Below are 16009 nucleotides of genomic sequence, written 5' to 3'. Positions count from 1 at the left end.
GGTGGCGGGATGGGACCGCCGGGCGCAGACGAGCAGGATCGAGGCATGAGCAACGCATCATCCGTCCGGCGCGGGCGCTACCGGCAGGCCGTGCGCGACGCCGCCTTCCTCCTGCGCCTGTGGCCGATCCTCCTGCTGGCCTTCCTGGTCGTCGTGCCCCTCATCGCCCTGGGCGCCGGCACGGCCGTCCTCGGCGTCGGCGTCCCCGTGCTGGTCCTGGGCCTGTCCGTCTCGTCGCGCTTCGCCGAGATCGGGCGCCGGGCCGTGGCCGACGTCGACTCCAGCGAGTACGTCCCCGGTCACTACCGGCGCCCCGGGGCCGGCGAGCCGGGCGTGCGCCCCCTGCTCGCGCCCCTGCACGACCCCCAGCGGTGGGCGGACCTGACCTGGGTCGTCGTCGGCTTCGTCGTGTCCCTCGCGACCTGGACGCTCGCCGTCGTCTGGATCGCCGTGCCCCTCGCCGCGCCCTTGAGCCCGTTCGTCGAGGCGATCGTCCAGGCTGCGCTCGGGGACGAGCAGACGACCAACCTCGCCGAGTTGCTGGGCCTGGAGCCCGACCTGCTGTGGATGACCCTGTTCGACGTGGCGGTCTGCGTCCTGTTCGCGCTGACCTGCCCGTTCGTCCTCAGGGCGCTGGTCCGCGCCCAGCAGGCCTTCACCCGCGCCCTGCTGTGCCGCAGTGGCGAGGTCGCGCGCCTGGAGGCCTCGCGGGCGGCGGTCCGGCGCGCCGAGGCCGACGCCCGCTCCCGCCTGGAGCGGGACATCCACGACGGGCCCCAGCAGCGCCTCGTGCGTCTGGGCATGGACCTGGCCCGGGCCAAGCGGCAGGCCTCCCGGGACCCGCGGGCCGCGGAGACGATCCTCGACGGGGCCATCGCCCAGACCCGCGAGACCCTCGACGAGCTGCGCAGCCTCTCGCGCGGCATCGCCCCGCCGGTGCTGGTCGACCGGGGGCTGGCCGCGGCGCTGGCGGAGGTCGCGGCGCGCTCGGGCGTGCCCGTCGCCGTCGACGCGGACGTGCCGCGCCTGAGCGAGCACGTCGAACAGACCGCCTACTTCGTGGCCAGCGAGGCCCTGGCGAACCTCAACAAGCACTCCGGGGCGCGCGCCGCCGAGCTCGGCGCCGTCGTCGAGGACGGGGCGCTGCGCCTGTGGGTGGTCGACGACGGCGTCGGCGGCGCCTCGGTGGACAAGGGGCACGGCCTGGCGGGGCTGGTTCACAGGCTCGACGGCGTGGACGGACGGCTGTCGGTGGCCTCGCCGGCCGGCGGCCCCACCCGGGTGGAGGCGGTGATCCCGTGCGGGTCCTGATCGCCGACGACTCGGTCCTGCTGCGCCAGGGGCTGGCGCTCATCCTCGCCGAGGGCGGCCACGAGGTCCTCGCCGAGGTCGGCGACGGGGCGGCCCTGGTCGCGCGGGCGCTGGCCCTGCGCCCCGACGTCATCATCGCCGACATCCGCATGCCGCCCTCGCACACCGACGAGGGCCTGCGCGCCGCCACCCGCATCCGGCGGCAGTGGGCCAACGCCCCCATCCTCCTGCTCAGCCAGTACGTCGTCGCCGGCTACCTGCCCGAGCTGCTGGCCGACGGCGGGGGCGGGATCGGATACCTCCTCAAGGACCGCGTCACCGACATCGACTCCTTCCTGTCCGCCGTGGAGCGCGTGGCGCGCGGCGAACTGGTCCTGGATCCCGACGTCGTGGCCCAGGTCATGCGGCGCGGGCGGCGCAACGACCCCATCGAGACCCTCACGCCCCGCGAGCGGGAGGTCCTCGGCCTCATGGCGGAGGGGCGCACGAACGCCGCGATCGCGGCCCGGCTGGTGGTCACCGAGGGCGCCGTGGAGAAGCACACCCAGCGCATCTTCGCCAAGCTCGGGCTCCTGCCCGACGCCGCCGTCCACCGCCGCGTCAAGGCGGTCCTGACGCTCCTGTCCTCCTGACCGCCCGTTCCCGCCTCCTCCCTCGCCGGAACCGGCGGAGAAGACACGCGAGACCGGCGGAAACGGCACACGAATCGATGCGCGTCGACGAAGCGGAGGGCCGCGCGGCCCGCCGCCCGGCTACTGGGGGTCCTCGCCCGCCAGGATGAGCTCGACGTCGTCGTCGGTGAGCTGGTATCCGAGGTACTCGGCGTAGAAGTCCTTCGTCCGCTCCGAGATGTCGAAGTCGGGGAACAGGTCCGGGTGGAGCAGGTGGGCGGCCCACGGCACCTGGAGGATCTCCTCCGCGCCGTAGCCGTCCCAGCCGAAGACGCCCCTGGGGTTGACGTAGACCTTCTTGTCCTGGACGGCCTTGATGGAGGCCCAGGCGGAGTCGGCGAGGATCTGCTCGGGCTCGCCCGCCTCGCCGGTGATGATGACCTCCGGGTTCCAGGCGATGATCTGCTCCAGGGTGAACTGCGCCTGGGCGTTGCCCTTGGTGGACTGGTCGACGGCGTTGCGGCCGCCGGCCGCCTTGATCCAGTCGTCGATGATCGTCTCCGTGCCGTCGAGGGTGAGGGTGTAGACGCTGGCGCCGTGCATGACGGCGGGACGGGCGTCGTCGGTCAGGGAGTCGGTCTGGGCCTTGACCGCGCTGAGGACCTCGTCGAGATCGGCGTTGTACTTCTCGGCGGTGGCCGGGGCGTTGCCGCCGAAGACCTGGGCCGACAGGGTGATGGACTTCTTCATCTCGTCGTAGGTCTGGAAATTGCAGTTGACCAGCGGGATGCCGACCTCGGCGGCCTTGTCGCGCAGCGTCTCCTCGGAGTCGAAGATGACCTGCGGGCCCAGGGCCACGAGATCCTCGAAGTTGAAGCCGTCGCCGAAGGTGGAGGTCGCGCTGCTCATGGCCGGGCAGACCCTGTACATCCAGGGGAACCTCTTGGGGTCGCAGTGTGTGGCGACCAGGCCCCTGGCCCCGGTGAGCATGATGGTGACCTCGTTGTGGGCGTACCAGCCGTCGGCGTAGGTCGTCGGGTTGACGGGCACCTCCACGGCGGTGCCGTTCATGTCGGTCACCGTCTGGGTGCCCGGGGCGGCGCCGGATGCGCCGGCGGATCCGGAGGCCGACGACGGACCCTTGGAGGACGAGCCGCAGGCGGCCAGGGAGGCCAGGGCGGCGGCGCCGGCGCCCAGACCGGTCAGTGCGAGCAGGTCGCGGCGGGACAAGCGGGTGTTCATGGGGCGGTTCTCCAGGTGACGGGCGGAGCCGCGACGATCGCCGGCCCCTTCACCGTGGGATCGGGGGAGTATTCGGCCGGACCCCGCTGTTATATGCGTGATATCACAGTACCCTGAGGGAGGGTGCGCAGGTGCGTGTGGGCGCGCCGTCGTCGACCGCGGAGACCACGCGGACCCGGGTCCCGTAGGCGGCCCGGGGGCTGCCCTCGGTGAGCACCTCGTCGACCTGCCCGGCGAGCACCGGGGCGGCCGCCCCGCGAGCCGAACCCCTCGGGCGGCGCCCTGTGAGCAGGGTCCTACCGCCCGGGTTGGCGTCCCGGGGCGTCGACTTGCTATTCTTCCACGGCGTCCAGCGACGGCTGCGAGCCGGAGCGCGAAGCGAGGCGGGTTGCCCGAGCGGCCAATGGGAGCTGACTGTAAATCAGCCGCTGTAATGCTACGGGGGTTCGAATCCCTCACCCGCCACTATGGTCATCGGGTCCTCGGGCCGGGTGGTCAGAACCGTTCCCCCCGGGGAACACCCCGTGGTGAGCGAGGACACGGGGGCCGGAGTTGCAGTAGCGATTCCCGTCCGCCTAGAGTTCCGCTCGTCGCCCCGATAGCTCAGTCGGCAGAGCGTCTCCATGGTAAGGAGAAGGTCAAGGGTTCGATTCCCTTTCGGGGCTCCGATGCAGCGGGGGCCTACGGCCCCCGTCTGTGTTGATACGGCGAGGTAGCTCAGCTGGTTAGAGCGCACGACTCATAATCGTGAGGTCGAGGGTTCGAGTCCCTCCCCCGCTACGCAAGGTTCGAGCAAGGCGCCCACCGGCTCGAGGGTCAATCAGAGGAGAGAACCGTGGCTAGCAAGTCCAGCGACGTTCGCCCCAAGATCACTCTGGCTTGCTCGGAGTGCAAGGAGCGCAACTACATCACCAAGAAGAACCGTCGGAACACCCCCGATCGGCTCACGCTCAGGAAGTACTGCTCCCGCTGCGGCAAGCACACCGAGCACCGCGAGACCCGCTGATCCCCTTCCGCCGCGGCCCACGGGCCTGCGGTCCATGAGCGCGCCCGGCCCCGTCGAACTCGCATCGGCGGGGCTTCGTCGCGTTCCGGATCGTGCGGGCATGACTCGGGTCGTCGCCCGGATCCTGGCCCGCGACGCCCGGTGCGCGGATCCGCAGCGGTGCGCGCGCTCCGGCGTGGAGGCGGTCCTGCCCGCCGCGCTCGGCCTGGTCCGTGCGCGCTCCTCCGTTCCGGCTGGCGACCGGAACGGCCTGGTCCACCGCCGCTGCCGGATCCGACGGCGGCCGGACGGCGCGGTGCCGCCCGCCCCCCGGTGCGCGGTGCGGGCCGGCTGGGAGCTGACCGCCGTCGTCGTCCATGTGGGCCGGTGGGAGGTGACGCACTGGCTGGCCCGCTGCCTCGAGCGCGCCGGCGGCGACCCCCGGGCCCGGGCCGGGGGCGATGGGGCTCGGTTGGAGCCGTCGGCGGGCCGGTCGTGCGGCGGGGTCCAGGTTGGGGGCGGCGAGGGCCGGGCCGGGAAGGACGGGCTCCGGGTTCCCGACGCGAGTGCGACCGCCGACGCCCTGGCGCGTCTGAGGATCGACGCCGCCGACCTGTCCGCGTGGGCGCGCGCCGGCGCAGACCCCAACGACATCCACCTGCGCCCGGGCGCGGCCCGGGCGGCGGGCCTGGCGGTCGGCGGGGACGAGGCCGTCGCCCACGGGCTGCTGCTGGCGGCCCTCAGCCTCGCCGTCGTGCCCCTGCGGGCCCGCGGAGTCGATCTGCGCTTCACCGCCCCCGTGGCGGTGCCGCTCGCGGGCGGGCCGGCGATGGTGGTGGTGACGGGGCGGGGGGACCTGGCCGATCGGCGGGGGACTGCGCTGCGCCGGGTCGCGCCGCCCGCGGACGGCGGCGCCGGGGATGCCGACGGGGCCTGAACCCGCGCCGGGTCGGCCGCACCGCACCGCCGCGCGCCGCGGGGCGGCCGATCTCAGCGATCCGACTCCGTCTCCGTCCGGCCCCGCCCCTGCGCCCACAGATCCGTCCAGGACCCGCCCAGCTCGATCACCAGGCGCCGCAGCAGCGGCAGCGAGAGCCCGACGACGCCGTGCGGGTCCCCTTCGACGCCCTCGATGAAGGCGCCGCCCAGGCCGTCGATGGTGAAGGCCCCCGCGCACCACAGCGGCTCCCCAGTGGCGACGTAGGCCTCGATCTCCGCGTCCGAGGGGCGGGCGAAGTGAACGACCGTCGAGGACACGCCCTCGGCGGTGGCGCCGTCGGGCAGGCGCACCAGCGTGTGACCCGTGTGCAGGGTTCCGGTGGCGCCCCGCATGGAGCGCCACCGCTCCACGGCCGTCTCCGGGTCGCCGGGCTTGCCGACGATCCGTCCGTCGATCTCCAGCATCGAGTCGCAGCCGACGACGAAGACTCCGGCGCCCATGGCGCCCGCGTCCCGCCCGCCAGGTCCCGGGCGGCCGACTCCCCGGGAACCGGCTTCGAGCGGGTCGGTTCCCGGGGCGCCCGCTCCGGCGGGCCCGGCCTTCGGGGCGCCCGCTTCAACGGGACCAGGACCCGGCGGGTCCGCTTTGAAAGTGCTGGCTACCGCCAGGGCCTTGGCCCGGGCCAGGGCCTGGACCTGCTGCGCGCCGGAGGGGCCCGGGGCCCCGGCGGCGCGGCGCTCGCGGGCGAGCGCGGCCAGGACGGCGGACTCGTCGACGTCAGAGACGCGCACGACCGGCTCGACGCCGGCGGCGCGCAGGGTGGCCAGACGACCAGAGGACTGGGAGGCGAGGATGAGCACGCCGTCACCCTAATCGGCCTCGCGCGCCAGCGCGCCGGGCGGTGCGCATCCGCCCGGCCTCGCGCGCATCGCCCCCGCACCCGTCCGCCCGCGCCATCGCACCGATTCCGACCCCTCTGCCGGGGTGCGTCTCTTAGCGTGGTGGCAATTCCCGCGGGGACCTCGGCGTCGGGGCGCCGCCCGACCCGCGAGATCGCCGGGTGATCCGCGAGCACGTCACTTAACCCGCGAGCACGTCTGCTAGAGGTACGTGCTCGCGGGTCAAGTGACGTGCTCGGCGGTTAGCCTCGATCTTTCATCGTCTGGTTGGGTGGGGTTGGGCGGCGTCGTTGCCGGTGCTGCGGGGTTGATTGTGGCATGGGGGTGCGGTGGTTCGCCGCGCGTGGTGGGGCGCGGTGGTCGGTGTCGGGGTGTCCCGGGGTCAGGGGGCGTCCTCAGGGGCGGGGCCGCTCGTCAGGGTGCGGGCAGGGTCTGGAGGCGGCCGATGCCCTGGAGGAGGAGATGGGTCCAGGGGTGGTCGGCCCTGTAGCGCAGGACGACGCGGCGGGCGTGGCGGGCGATGGTGGCGGGGATGTGCATCAGCCGGGCGCGGATCGTCCTGGGCTCCCACTTGCGGGCGCGGTGGCCGGTCAGGGCGAGCATCTGGGACCAGGCGAGGATGTCGTGGGCCAGGGCCGCGACCTGGCACCAGATGCGGTTGGGCGCGAAGCCCTGCAGGGGGAGGCGGTCGAGGCCGGTGTCCTTGGCGCAGCGGATGCGGTCCTCGCACCTGGCCCGCAGCCGGTGGCGGACTTCGAGGCCTGGGAGCTGCCCGGTGCGCGTGTTGGTGGCCAGGGCGGTGAGCCGGTATCCGCCCACGTCGTCGAAGCGCAGCCGCGCGCCGGGGTGGGGTTTTTCGCGGCGCATGATGACCCGCATGCCGCTCGGCCATCCGGTCAGGTCCAGCAGGTCGGTGATCTCGGCGACGTCGGCGCCCTCCCTGGGGTCGCCGTCGGCGTTGTACGCGGGCGCCCACGCCTCGGCGGGGATCTTCGCGTAGATCTGCGGCGTGCGGTCGGGGAGCTTGAACCCCACCGAGTAGGACACCCTGCGGCGGGCGAGGAACCCCACGGTCTCCTTCGTGCCCCCGGCCCCGCCCGGTGCGCACCAGGACCTTTCTGCCGGGTCTGGATCCCAGTCCGGCCTGGGCCAGGGCCCGCGAGATCACCTCGATGTGGTCGGCGGCGGTGTTCGCCCCCGCGTTTCCCGGCCGCAGCATGATCGCCGCGCACTCCCCGGCCCCGTCGGCCCCGTGGTCGAACCAGGCGGTCAGGGGGTGGTAGCCGAACCCGCCCTTGAAGGTCGGCGCCGCCCCCTCCTTGGCCGAGTGGACCTCCACCAGGGTGGCGTCCACGTCGATCACCAGCGGGGACGCGGCGCTGATCCCGGCCGCCGGCGAGTGCTCCCCGGCCAGGGACCACACCCTGCGCCGCACCTCCCCCCGGGCCGCCTCGACGGCGGCCTCGACCGCCTCCACGTCCCCGGCCAGGGTCTTCATCAACCGGCAGACCGTGGGGTCGGAGGCGACCGGGCCGAAGAGCTCCCCCTGGCTGCGCAGCACGGCCAGGTCCGACAGGTGATCGCCGCCCAGGGCCGCGCACAGCGCCAGATCCGCCACGATCTTGCCCGGGTCGTGCACCGCCAGGGGCCTGCGCCAGGACTCCAGGGCCCCCGACAGCGCGGTGTCCAGGCCCACGGCCCGCACCGTCCCGGTCAGCAGCCTCGCCCCCGCCGGCCCCACCGCCGGAACCTCCCCCGCCTCCGCGCCCGCCTGCGGGTACAACCCGGTACCATTCACCACGAGGGTGCCCCTCCCCTGGACATGCACGGACATCGACAACCCGCATTATCCCAGGAGAAGGAGCACCCTCACCCCCACCCCCCGGCACCCCACGATGAAAAACCGAGGTTAAGTGACGTGCTCGTGAATCCGGCTGCTGCCCACCGGATGCTCCGACGCGCCCTCCCCGGATCACCGAGTCTTTCTCGCCGGAGGGATCCCGGGATCGGCCGAGAGCGGTGCGATGGTGCAGGAGGGCGGGTGCGCGGCGGGTGCGGGTCCGCGGTGTCGGGGCGGGGCCGCCGGGTTCGGATGCGCGGCATCGGGCGGGCGGGGGCGGTGCTGCGCATTCGACCGGGACCGGTCGGCGACGGATCGGCGGAATCACGCGGAAACTCCCCGGCGCTCAACGCCGTTGAGATCCTCCCATGTGCAGAGGGGCCCTCTCTGCACATGGGAGCCTGTCCACTGAAAACCAACATTCTAGGAAAACCTCGGAATCATGCGGAAGACTCGGAGTCGACCCTCGGGGGCGACCCTCTCCAATGTGCAACAGCGCCGCACGGGCCGGGAAGACCGGTTCGGGCCGGCTGGCCGCAGCGTCGGCGCGGCACCCCCGCAACCGGCCCGGGGAGATCCCGGCCCGCCCGGCAGCGGCCCTCCGCCCCGGCCCCCGCCGGGAGCCCGAGCCCCGCACGAACCCTGCGAAAAACCGCCCCCACCGCACCGACCCCGGCCTCTGGGACGCCGCTCCCGGTGAGAAAGGCTCAATGAACCCGTACAATCAGCGGCGACAGCCCGCTAGGCTGAGTTCATGGGCGAAATGCGCGAGAAGGATGACGGCGAAGGCATGAGCGGGACGCGCGAGGAGCTGACGGGGGTGCCCGGGCTCGCGCGCCTGGTCGTCGTGGATCGGACGGGGTCGACCAATGACGACCTGCGCTCGGCCCTGACCGGTGTTGACGGCCGCCTCGATCTGCGCGCCGCCGCGGCCTGGCCCCACATCTCCGCCCTGTGGGCCCGCCGCCAGGACGCCGGGCGCGGGCGCGCCGGGCGCCGCTGGATCACGCCCCCGGGCTCCGCCCTGACGGTCTCCTTCGTTCTGCGCCCCCTCGTGCCCGCCGCGGCCCTGGCCTGGCTCCCGCTCCTGGCCGGTCTGGCCGCCCGCGACGTCGTGGACGCGATCCTCATCTCGGCGCGGGCGCCGTGGCGGGCCCGGACCAAGTGGCCCAACGACGTCGTCCTCGTGCCGAACGAGCGGGCCGGGGAGGGGATCGCAGCCGGGGCCTCAACCGGGGCGGGAACCGGGGGCGGGGCGGGAGCCGCAGCCGTCCCGGTTCCCGCCGAGATCCCCGGGTGGGGGCGCGCCCGCAAGGTCGCCGGAGTTCTGGCCGAGCTCATTCCGACCGCCGGGGGGATCGGTGCGAGGACCTCGGCGGGCACGACTGGCACAGCGGATGCCTCGGGCGCCGTGGCGGCCGGTGCGGACAGGGGCGCCGCCTGCGCCGTCGTACTGGGCATAGGCGTCAACACGGGGCAGTCGGAGTCGGAGCTGCCCGTGCCCTGGGCGACCTCGCTGCGCCTGGCCGGGGCGCGCGTGGAGCCGCGGGCGCTCCTGGAACTGCTGTCCGCGCGCCTGGACGAGCTCGTGACCGCCTGGGAGGCCGGGGAGGGGGACCCCGATGCCGGGGACGGCGCGCTCGGCGCCGCGCTGCGCCGGGCCTGCACGACCCTGGGCCGGCGGGTCCGGGTCGACGCCCCCGGCGGCGTGCTGCGCGGCACCGCCGTCGATATCGCGCCGGGCCTCGTGCTGCGCGGCGCGGACGGGACGATGCGCACCGTGGACGCCGGCGACGTGAGCCATGTGCGAACAGACGGCGCCGTCGATTGAACACCAGCGTGTGACCTGCGCTACTCTGACGCGGTGAGCAAGCAGTCCGAGTCAGTCGAGAGCACGGGGGCGGGGATCCTCCAGGAGTCGCAGCGGAAGGCCGCGTCAGATGATGCGGTGTCCCGGCGGTCCGATCCCTGGGCGACCCTGACCGCCCACGAGCGGCTGCTCCTCGGCGGCGAACCCGCGTTCGACCTGCGCCGGCTCGCCCGGCGCGCGGGCACCGGCCTGGACCTGGCGCAGCGCTTCTGGCAGGCCATGGGCTTCGCCGACGTCGACCCCGACGCGGTGCGCTTCACCGAGCGCGACGTCGAGGCCCTGTGCGGCGTCGCCGACCTCATCGACGAGCACGACGACGGCGCGCCCTCGCCGTCGGCCCCCGGCGGCGGACTGGCCGCCAGCAGCGTCCTGGAGCTGCTGCGGGCCCAGTCCTACACGATGGACCGCCTCGTGCTGTGGCAGTTCGAGACGCTCGTCGCCGACATCTCCGACCGCTTCAACCTCGACGACACCTCGGCCCGCCTCGTGGCCCTCGACCACATCGACGAGATGGTCTCCTCCCTGGAGCGCCAGCTGTCCTACGTGTGGCGCCGCCACCTGGCCGCCCTCCTGGGGCGCACCGAGTCGGAGGTCGCCAAGCGGGGCCGCGAGGAGGCCGGCCCCGACCTGTTCCCGCTCAGCCGCTGCCTGGGCTTCGTCGACATCGTCTCCTTCACCCAGCGCGCCCAGACCATGGGGCGCATGGAGCTGTCGACCATGCTCGACGACTTCGAGACCACGGCCCGTAACGTCGTCACCTCACGGGGCGCCCGCGTGGTCAAGACCATCGGCGACGCCGTCATGTACATCGCCGACGACCTGAGCACGGCGGCCGACGTCGTCACCGCCATGGTCGCCGAGCTCCAGGCGGGCCCCGACATGCTGCTCGTGCGCGCCAGCCTCGTCCAGGGGCGGGTCGTCTCGCGCTCCGGCGACGTGTTCGGACCGCCGGTCAATCTCGCCTCCCGGCTGGTGGGCACGGCCGAGCCGGGCGGCATCCGCATGGACGAGGCCACCGCCCAGGCGCTCATGCGCGGGCCCGACGCCGAGCGCTACCGGGTGCGCGCCTGCCACGAGGTCGTCGCCAAGGGGCTGGGCAATATCGTCCCCTGGTCCCTCGAGCGGGCCTGACGGATCCGGGAGACCGGAGTCACATATCCTCCTGCGGGCTGATGGCGGATCTCCCCGCCGTCGCCTACGATCCCCCGTATGACCACTGTGCTTCTCGTCGAGGACGACCCCGCCATTTCCGAGCCCCTCGCCCGCGCTTTCGGCCGCGAAGGCTACGCGGTCCGCGTCCACGGGACCGGCAAGGGGGCCCTGGAGGAGGTCGCCGGCGCCGACATCATCGTGCTGGACCTCGGCCTGCCCGACATGGACGGCCTCGACGTCGCCCGTCAGGTGCGCTCCCGGGGCCTGACCACCCCGATCCTCATGCTCACCGCCCGCTCCGAGGCCACGGACCTCGTCGTCGGGCTCGACGCCGGGGCCGACGATTACGTCACCAAGCCCTTCCGCCTGGCCGAGCTGCTCGCCCGCGTGCGAGCCCAGGTGCGCCGCGCCTCCGGCGAGGCCACCGAGGACGAGCTGACCGCGGGGCAGGTCCGCGTCGACGTCGCCGCCCACCGCGCCTTCGTCGGCTCGCGGGAGCTGCAGCTGACCACCCGCGAGTTCGAGCTGCTGCGCGTCCTGGTGCGCGGCGCCGGGGCCGTGGTGCGCAACGAGGACATTCTCAAGGAGGTCTGGGGCGAGGACCCCACCGGCACCCAGCAGACCCTGCAGATGCACGTGACCTGGCTGCGCCGCAAGCTCGGCGACGACGTCGACGCCCCGAGCCTCCTGCTCGCCGTCGACGACGGTCACCGCATCGCCGTGTGACGCCGTCGTCCCCGCCGCGCCCCGGCCGCCCGCTCGACGCGGGGCCGGGGCGCGCGGTCCCTCGACGCTGCGAGCGGCGGCGCGGCGGCCGGCCGGCGCGCGTGAGGTCCGGGGAGGCTCGCCGGGGGTGAGACGATTCGGGGGAGGCGGGGGCGGACGCGGCCCCGCCCGCCAACCGGCCCCGGACAGGGAGGACGAGGATGCGACGCCGAGCCTTGCAGATGACAATGGGTGCGGTCGCGGTGGCCGTCGTGCTGCTGGGCATCCCCCTGGGCGGGGCCTGGATGGTCCTGGCCTTCCGCACCACCCTCGCCCCCGAGGACCGCGCGCAGGTGGTCCTCACCGTCGTCCTGACCGTCATCGTCCTCACGCTCGTGGCGCTGGCGGCGGCCTACGCCGTGGCCGCGGCGGCCTCGCGGCGCATCTCCGCCCCGCTGATCTACCTCGCGGCCGAGGCCGAGCAGCTGGGCAGCGGCCAGGTCCGCCCCCGCCTGCGCCGCTCCGGCATCGAGGAGATCGACCTGGTCCAGGCCGAGCTCGTCCGCTCCGCCGAGCGCGTGGCCGGGCGCCTGGCCGCCGAGCGCCAGTTCGCCTCGGACGCCTCCCACCAGCTGCGCACGCCCCTGACCAGCCTGAGCCTGCGCCTGGAGGAGATCGAGCTGCTGGCCGACGACGAGGGGATGCGCAACGAGGCGCGCGCCTGCATCGAGCAGGTGGAGCGCCTGACCGGCGTCGTGGAGGACCTGCTCAAGGTCTCGCGCCGCACCGGCGGGGGCACCACCGAGGCCCTGCACCTGGGAGAGGTCTTCGCCCAGCAGCGCGACGAGTGGGGGCCGGCCTTCGAGGCGGCCGGGCGCGCCCTCGTGCTGCGCGACGACGTGGACCGGCCGGTGCTGGCCACGCCCGGTTCGCTGGCCCAGGAGCTGGCCACCGTCATCGAGAACTCGCTGCGCTACGGCGCGGGCACGACGACGGTCAGCGTGCGCAGCGCCAACGGCGGGCACGGCGTGTTCATCGACATCGCCGACGAGGGCGAGGGCGTCGACGACGACCTGGCCCCCACCATCTTCGAGCGCTCGGTGTCCGGGCACGGCTCGACGGGGGTGGGCCTGGCCCTGGCCAAGGACCTGGTGGAGGCCGACGGCGGCCGCATCGAACTGAGCCGACGGCGCCCGCCCGTGTTCTCGATCCTGCTCAACTCGGTGCCCAAGAGCCTGGACCCCAACAAGGTGCTGCCCCAGGGGGCGCTGGTGAGCGTGGGCCGGCGCCGGCGCTTCTGAGGCCGCGCGGGCCCGTCTGCGGCGCCCGCCGGGACCGCTCCGCTCTCGCCTCCCCCAGTCGGGGGAGGCGAGAGCGGGGGTGGAGGCGGGGAAGGCGTCAGACCTCGGCACTGGGGGCGCTGGAGGAGTCCAGGGCGTTCTTGCGGGAGCGCGACGACAGCCACGAGCGCAGGGCCGAGATGATCATGGGCAGCGCCGAGACGAACACGATCCCCACGATCATCCGGTCGATGTTCTCCTGGATCCAGGTGATATTGCCCAGGAAGTAGCCGAGCCAGGTGATGGCGAAGGCCCAGAAGGTGGCGCCGATCGCGTTGAACGCCAGGAAGTGGACGTAGTGCATCCGCCCGACGCCCGCCATGACGGGGGTGAAGGTGCGCACGATGGGGACGAACTGGGCCAGGGTGATGGCCTTGCCGCCGTGGCGGCTGAAGAAGTCGCTCGTGCGCTCCACGTACTCCTGCTTGAACAGGCGCGAGTCGGGCCGGTTGAAGATGGCCGGGCCCGCCTTGCGGCCGATGAGGTAGCCGGTCTGGTTGCCGGCGATCGCCGCCAGCCACACCAGCGGGGCCGCGATCCAGATGTGGACGGGCACGCCCTTGGTGGGGTCGGCCTCGCCCATGGCCACGAACATGCCCAGCGTGAACAGCAGGGAGTCCCCGGGCAGGAAGAAGCCCACCAGCAGGCCCGTCTCGGCGAAGATGACGAGCATGACGCCGAGGATGGCCCAGGGGCCGATCCAGCCGACGAAGGTGGTGATGATGTGGGAGGCGTCCAGCCACTCGGGGCCGAGCATGGGCAGGGACGCGGTGGGCGCGGGCGCGGCCGTCACAGCGGCTGCGGAGGCGACGAGGGGGATCACGGCGCCAGGGTAGGGAGGAACGGGACGACGCGCCGAGGAGCGGGGACACACCTGGGGTGTGCGATCGGGCACGTCCGCGCGCGGCTCAGGCCCCGGCGTCGTTCGCGGACCGGGTGGTGGGGACCCCGCCCATGATGGCGCCCACCTCGGCGCCCTCGGGGTCCGGCTCGGTGGCGGTGCCGGTGAAGACGATGTAGTGGTAGAAGGTGAAGCGGAAGGCCGTGCCCAGGCCGAAGCCGACGACGTAGGCGGCGATGTTGTCCGCCAGCGCCGAGTGCTGCCCCAGGACCTCGTGGGTGAAGAACAGGCAGAACTGGGTGATGAGCACCCCGCCGATATTGGCGAAGGCGAACAGCAGCGCCTCACGGGCCGCGTTGTCCCGGGTGCGCCCCCGGTAGGTCCACAGGCGGTTGGCGATCCACGAGAAGGTCGTGGCGATGGCGGCGGACAGGACGTTGGCGGTGTTGGGGTGACCGGCGAGGAAGCCCAGCGGCCCGTGCTGGAAGAGGTTGAACAGGCCGGCGTCGATGACGAAGGCCAGGGCCCCGACCAGGCCGAATTGCACGAACTCGCGCACCCAGGCCACGAGGCGGGTCACCAGGGCGGCGGACGGTGTCTTCAGGGCAACGGTCTCCTCAGTCACGCGGAAGATCCTAAGCCCGGCGCCGCGAGGGCGGCGGGGGAGCGCTCCCCGGGGCGGCCCCACCGCTCAACGCCATCCGAGTCGCCCACTCGCACAGCCCCGACGACTGCTTCCTCGAGTCCCATGGCAGTGATCCCTGGACCGCCCCGGGTGCGACGGAGGGCGCCGGGTCCCGGCGGCGACGCCAACCGGCCCCGCCCGGACCACTCATGAAAGATCGAGGTCAGGGCACCCACCGGATGGCGACGCTGCCCAGGTCCCACACCCAGCTGATCCACACGAGCTGGCCGACGACGCCGCCCAGCAGCAGCGCCGCCCGGCCCCTGCGGCCGCGCACCAGGGCGGGCAGGGCCCAGGCGGCCGGCGCGAGGGGCAGCAGGAGGCGGAACACGGATGTCGTGGGATCGAAGAAGGCCAGGAGATAGATCATATAGCCCGCGCACCAGAACCACGCCGCCGGCCCCAGCGACCGCAGCGCGCGGGAGGCCAGGCCCAGCGCCGCCAGCGCCAGCACCGCGGCGAGCAGCACCGGGCCCAGGTGCTCACCGACCCACCAGCCCGAGCGCGTCAGCCACGGCTGGAAGGGGGCCAGGCGCTCGCCCCTCCAGGCCGTCTCCGTGGCCGTGTAGGCGTCCGCCCGGCCGGTGACCGCCCAGGCCGCCGCCGGCCAGACCAGGGCGGCCGCCCCGGTCCACGCCGTCAGGCCCAGCAGCCCCAGCCGCTGGCGGGCGGTCAGCGGCCGGGCCCCGGGCAGGAGGGCGCGGACCGCGTCCGGGACCAGCCCCCGGGCGCAGGCCGTCTCCCACGCCCACCACAGTCCCAGCGCTGCGGCCAGCGGCACCCCGATGGGCCGCGACAGGCAGGCCAGGGCGGCGATCGGGGCGGCGAGCAGGAACCGGCGCCGGTGGGCCAGGCCCAGCGCGGCGGCGGTCAGCGCCAGCCCGAGCGCCTCGGCGTAGGGGGTCTGGAGGACCAGGGCGCAGGGGGAGGACCAGACCAGGGCCACCGCCCACAGGGACTGCCGGGCGCCCGTGCGCGGTGCGAGCCAGCGGTCCAGCCCCAGGGCGGCGGCGGCGGAGGCCGTCAGCGAGACCAGGGCGGCGCTCGCGTAGAAGGGGAGCCCCGTCACCGAGGACGAGGCGGCGGCCAGCAGGGGCAGCAGCGGCATGAAGGCCCAGGTGTTCTGCTGCACCACGCCGTCGGCGGACGCCGGCAGGACGGAGGGGTAGCCCTCGGTGAGGATCCTCTCGTACCAGCCGGCGTCCCAGAAGGCCATGTGCTCCAGCCAGGACGGGGCGGAGCCGCCCCAGGGGGTGGCGGGGGTGTCCTGGGCCCCCAGGCGCGCCAGGACGAGGGTGAGCAGGGTGCAGGCCGCCCAGACGCCCAGGACCCGCACGGCGCGGGGTGGACCCGGGAGCGATCCGTGCGTGATGGGCGCAGCATCCAGGACCCGCACGGCGCGGGGCGGGCCGGCGGGGCCCGGGGCCGGATCCGCGGGGCCCGGGGCCGGATCCGCGCTCGCGCTCGCGGGGATGTCCGCGCGAGCGCGGGCGCCCCCGTCCCCCCGGGCCGTGTCGGCGGCGGGGTCGGGCGGGGGAGCGGGGACGGGCGGCGTCGAGGCTGGCACGCGCCCCAGGGTACGGGGACG

At 74.1% G+C, this 16009-nt stretch carries 14 protein-coding genes, 3 tRNA genes and 1 pseudogene; 11 read left to right on the top strand and 7 right to left on the bottom strand.

The features are described from left to right. The first annotated feature begins 45 nt into the window (after positions 1–45). Positions 46–1311 carry a sensor histidine kinase gene (locus G446_RS0102030; protein WP_026408869.1) on the top strand — a complete coding sequence of 422 codons (1266 nt, stop codon included), beginning with the start codon at positions 46–48 and terminating at the stop codon, positions 1309–1311. Further along, the gene (locus tag G446_RS0102025) at positions 1299–1943 is read left to right on the top strand and encodes a response regulator (protein ID WP_026408868.1); all 645 of its coding nucleotides are present in this window, start codon (positions 1299–1301) and stop codon (positions 1941–1943) included. The genes G446_RS0102030 and G446_RS0102025 overlap by 13 nt, the downstream gene beginning before the upstream one ends. Positions 1944–2063: 120 nt before the next feature. On the opposite strand, the gene G446_RS0102020 is transcribed toward G446_RS0102025, so the two are convergent. Together G446_RS0102020 and G446_RS19710 are read right to left on the bottom strand one after the other, a co-directional pair. Next, a complete protein-coding gene (locus G446_RS0102020) occupies positions 2064–3164 on the bottom strand; it encodes an ABC transporter substrate-binding protein (protein WP_084778851.1) in 1101 nt (366 codons plus the stop codon). 103 nt (positions 3165–3267) lie between these two features. Next, positions 3268–3405, bottom strand: a complete 138-nt coding sequence (locus tag G446_RS19710; RefSeq protein WP_156916476.1) for a hypothetical protein — start codon at positions 3403–3405, stop codon at positions 3268–3270. 141 nt (positions 3406–3546) lie between these two features. On the opposite strand from G446_RS19710, the gene G446_RS0102010 reads away from it, so the two are divergent. From G446_RS0102010 to G446_RS18570, 5 genes are all read left to right on the top strand, one after another. Next, a tRNA-Tyr gene (locus G446_RS0102010) sits at positions 3547–3629 on the top strand. Between the two features lie 127 nt (positions 3630–3756). Continuing rightward, a tRNA-Thr gene (locus G446_RS0102005) sits at positions 3757–3829 on the top strand. 41 nt (positions 3830–3870) lie between these two features. Continuing rightward, positions 3871–3944: transfer RNA gene (locus G446_RS0102000), tRNA-Met, on the top strand. Between the two features lie 55 nt (positions 3945–3999). Continuing rightward, entirely contained in the window at positions 4000–4170 is a 171-nt protein-coding gene (gene rpmG / locus G446_RS0101995; RefSeq protein ID WP_026408866.1) for a 50S ribosomal protein L33, read from the top strand. Positions 4171–4270: 100 nt separating this feature from the next. Continuing rightward, a complete protein-coding gene (locus G446_RS18570) occupies positions 4271–5086 on the top strand; it encodes a MaoC/PaaZ C-terminal domain-containing protein (RefSeq protein WP_051285563.1) in 816 nt (271 codons plus the stop codon). A gap of 53 nt (positions 5087–5139) precedes the next feature. On the opposite strand, the gene G446_RS15435 is transcribed toward G446_RS18570, so the two are convergent. Together G446_RS15435 and G446_RS15430 are read right to left on the bottom strand one after the other, a co-directional pair. After that, the gene (locus G446_RS15435; RefSeq protein ID WP_034468700.1) at positions 5140–5949 is read right to left on the bottom strand and encodes a Maf family protein; all 810 of its coding nucleotides are present in this window, start codon (positions 5947–5949) and stop codon (positions 5140–5142) included. Between the two features lie 453 nt (positions 5950–6402). Beyond that, a pseudogene (locus tag G446_RS15430) lies at positions 6403–7789 on the bottom strand (IS1380 family transposase). An 829-nt stretch (positions 7790–8618) separates the two neighbouring features. On the opposite strand from G446_RS15430, the gene G446_RS0101975 reads away from it, so the two are divergent. The 4 genes from G446_RS0101975 (at position 8619) to G446_RS0101960 (ending at position 12856) form a co-directional block, all read left to right on the top strand. Further along, on the top strand, positions 8619–9659 hold the full coding sequence (locus G446_RS0101975) for a biotin--[acetyl-CoA-carboxylase] ligase (protein ID WP_084778860.1): 1041 nt from the start codon (positions 8619–8621) through the stop codon (positions 9657–9659). A 117-nt stretch (positions 9660–9776) separates the two neighbouring features. Beyond that, entirely contained in the window at positions 9777–10829 is a 1053-nt protein-coding gene (locus G446_RS15425; protein WP_034468696.1) for an adenylate/guanylate cyclase domain-containing protein, read from the top strand. A gap of 78 nt (positions 10830–10907) precedes the next feature. Next, the gene (locus G446_RS0101965; RefSeq protein ID WP_026408864.1) at positions 10908–11576 is read left to right on the top strand and encodes a response regulator transcription factor; all 669 of its coding nucleotides are present in this window, start codon (positions 10908–10910) and stop codon (positions 11574–11576) included. 200 nt (positions 11577–11776) lie between these two features. After that, complete coding sequence (locus tag G446_RS0101960) at positions 11777–12856, top strand: sensor histidine kinase (RefSeq protein WP_026408863.1); 1080 nt, start codon at positions 11777–11779, stop codon at positions 12854–12856. A gap of 97 nt (positions 12857–12953) precedes the next feature. Here G446_RS0101960 and G446_RS15420 read toward each other — a convergent pair whose 3' ends face one another. The 3 genes from G446_RS15420 to G446_RS0101945 all read right to left on the bottom strand — a co-directional run bounded on the left by G446_RS15420 (position 12954) and on the right by G446_RS0101945 (position 15793). Then, the gene (locus G446_RS15420) at positions 12954–13718 is read right to left on the bottom strand and encodes a VTT domain-containing protein (protein WP_425393863.1); all 765 of its coding nucleotides are present in this window, start codon (positions 13716–13718) and stop codon (positions 12954–12956) included. Positions 13719–13803: 85 nt separating this feature from the next. Further along, positions 13804–14361, bottom strand: a complete 558-nt coding sequence (locus G446_RS15415) for a GtrA family protein (protein ID WP_315216918.1) — start codon at positions 14359–14361, stop codon at positions 13804–13806. A gap of 223 nt (positions 14362–14584) precedes the next feature. Beyond that, positions 14585–15793, bottom strand: coding sequence for a hypothetical protein (locus G446_RS0101945; RefSeq protein WP_084778858.1), 1209 nt, complete (start codon positions 15791–15793; stop codon positions 14585–14587). Positions 15794–16009: the final 216 nt, after the last annotated feature.

It is taken from the genome of Actinomyces dentalis DSM 19115 (genome assembly GCF_000429225.1).
Lineage (GTDB): Bacteria > Actinomycetota > Actinomycetes > Actinomycetales > Actinomycetaceae > Actinomyces > Actinomyces dentalis.
This window is presented reverse-complemented; position numbering and strand designations above follow the sequence as displayed.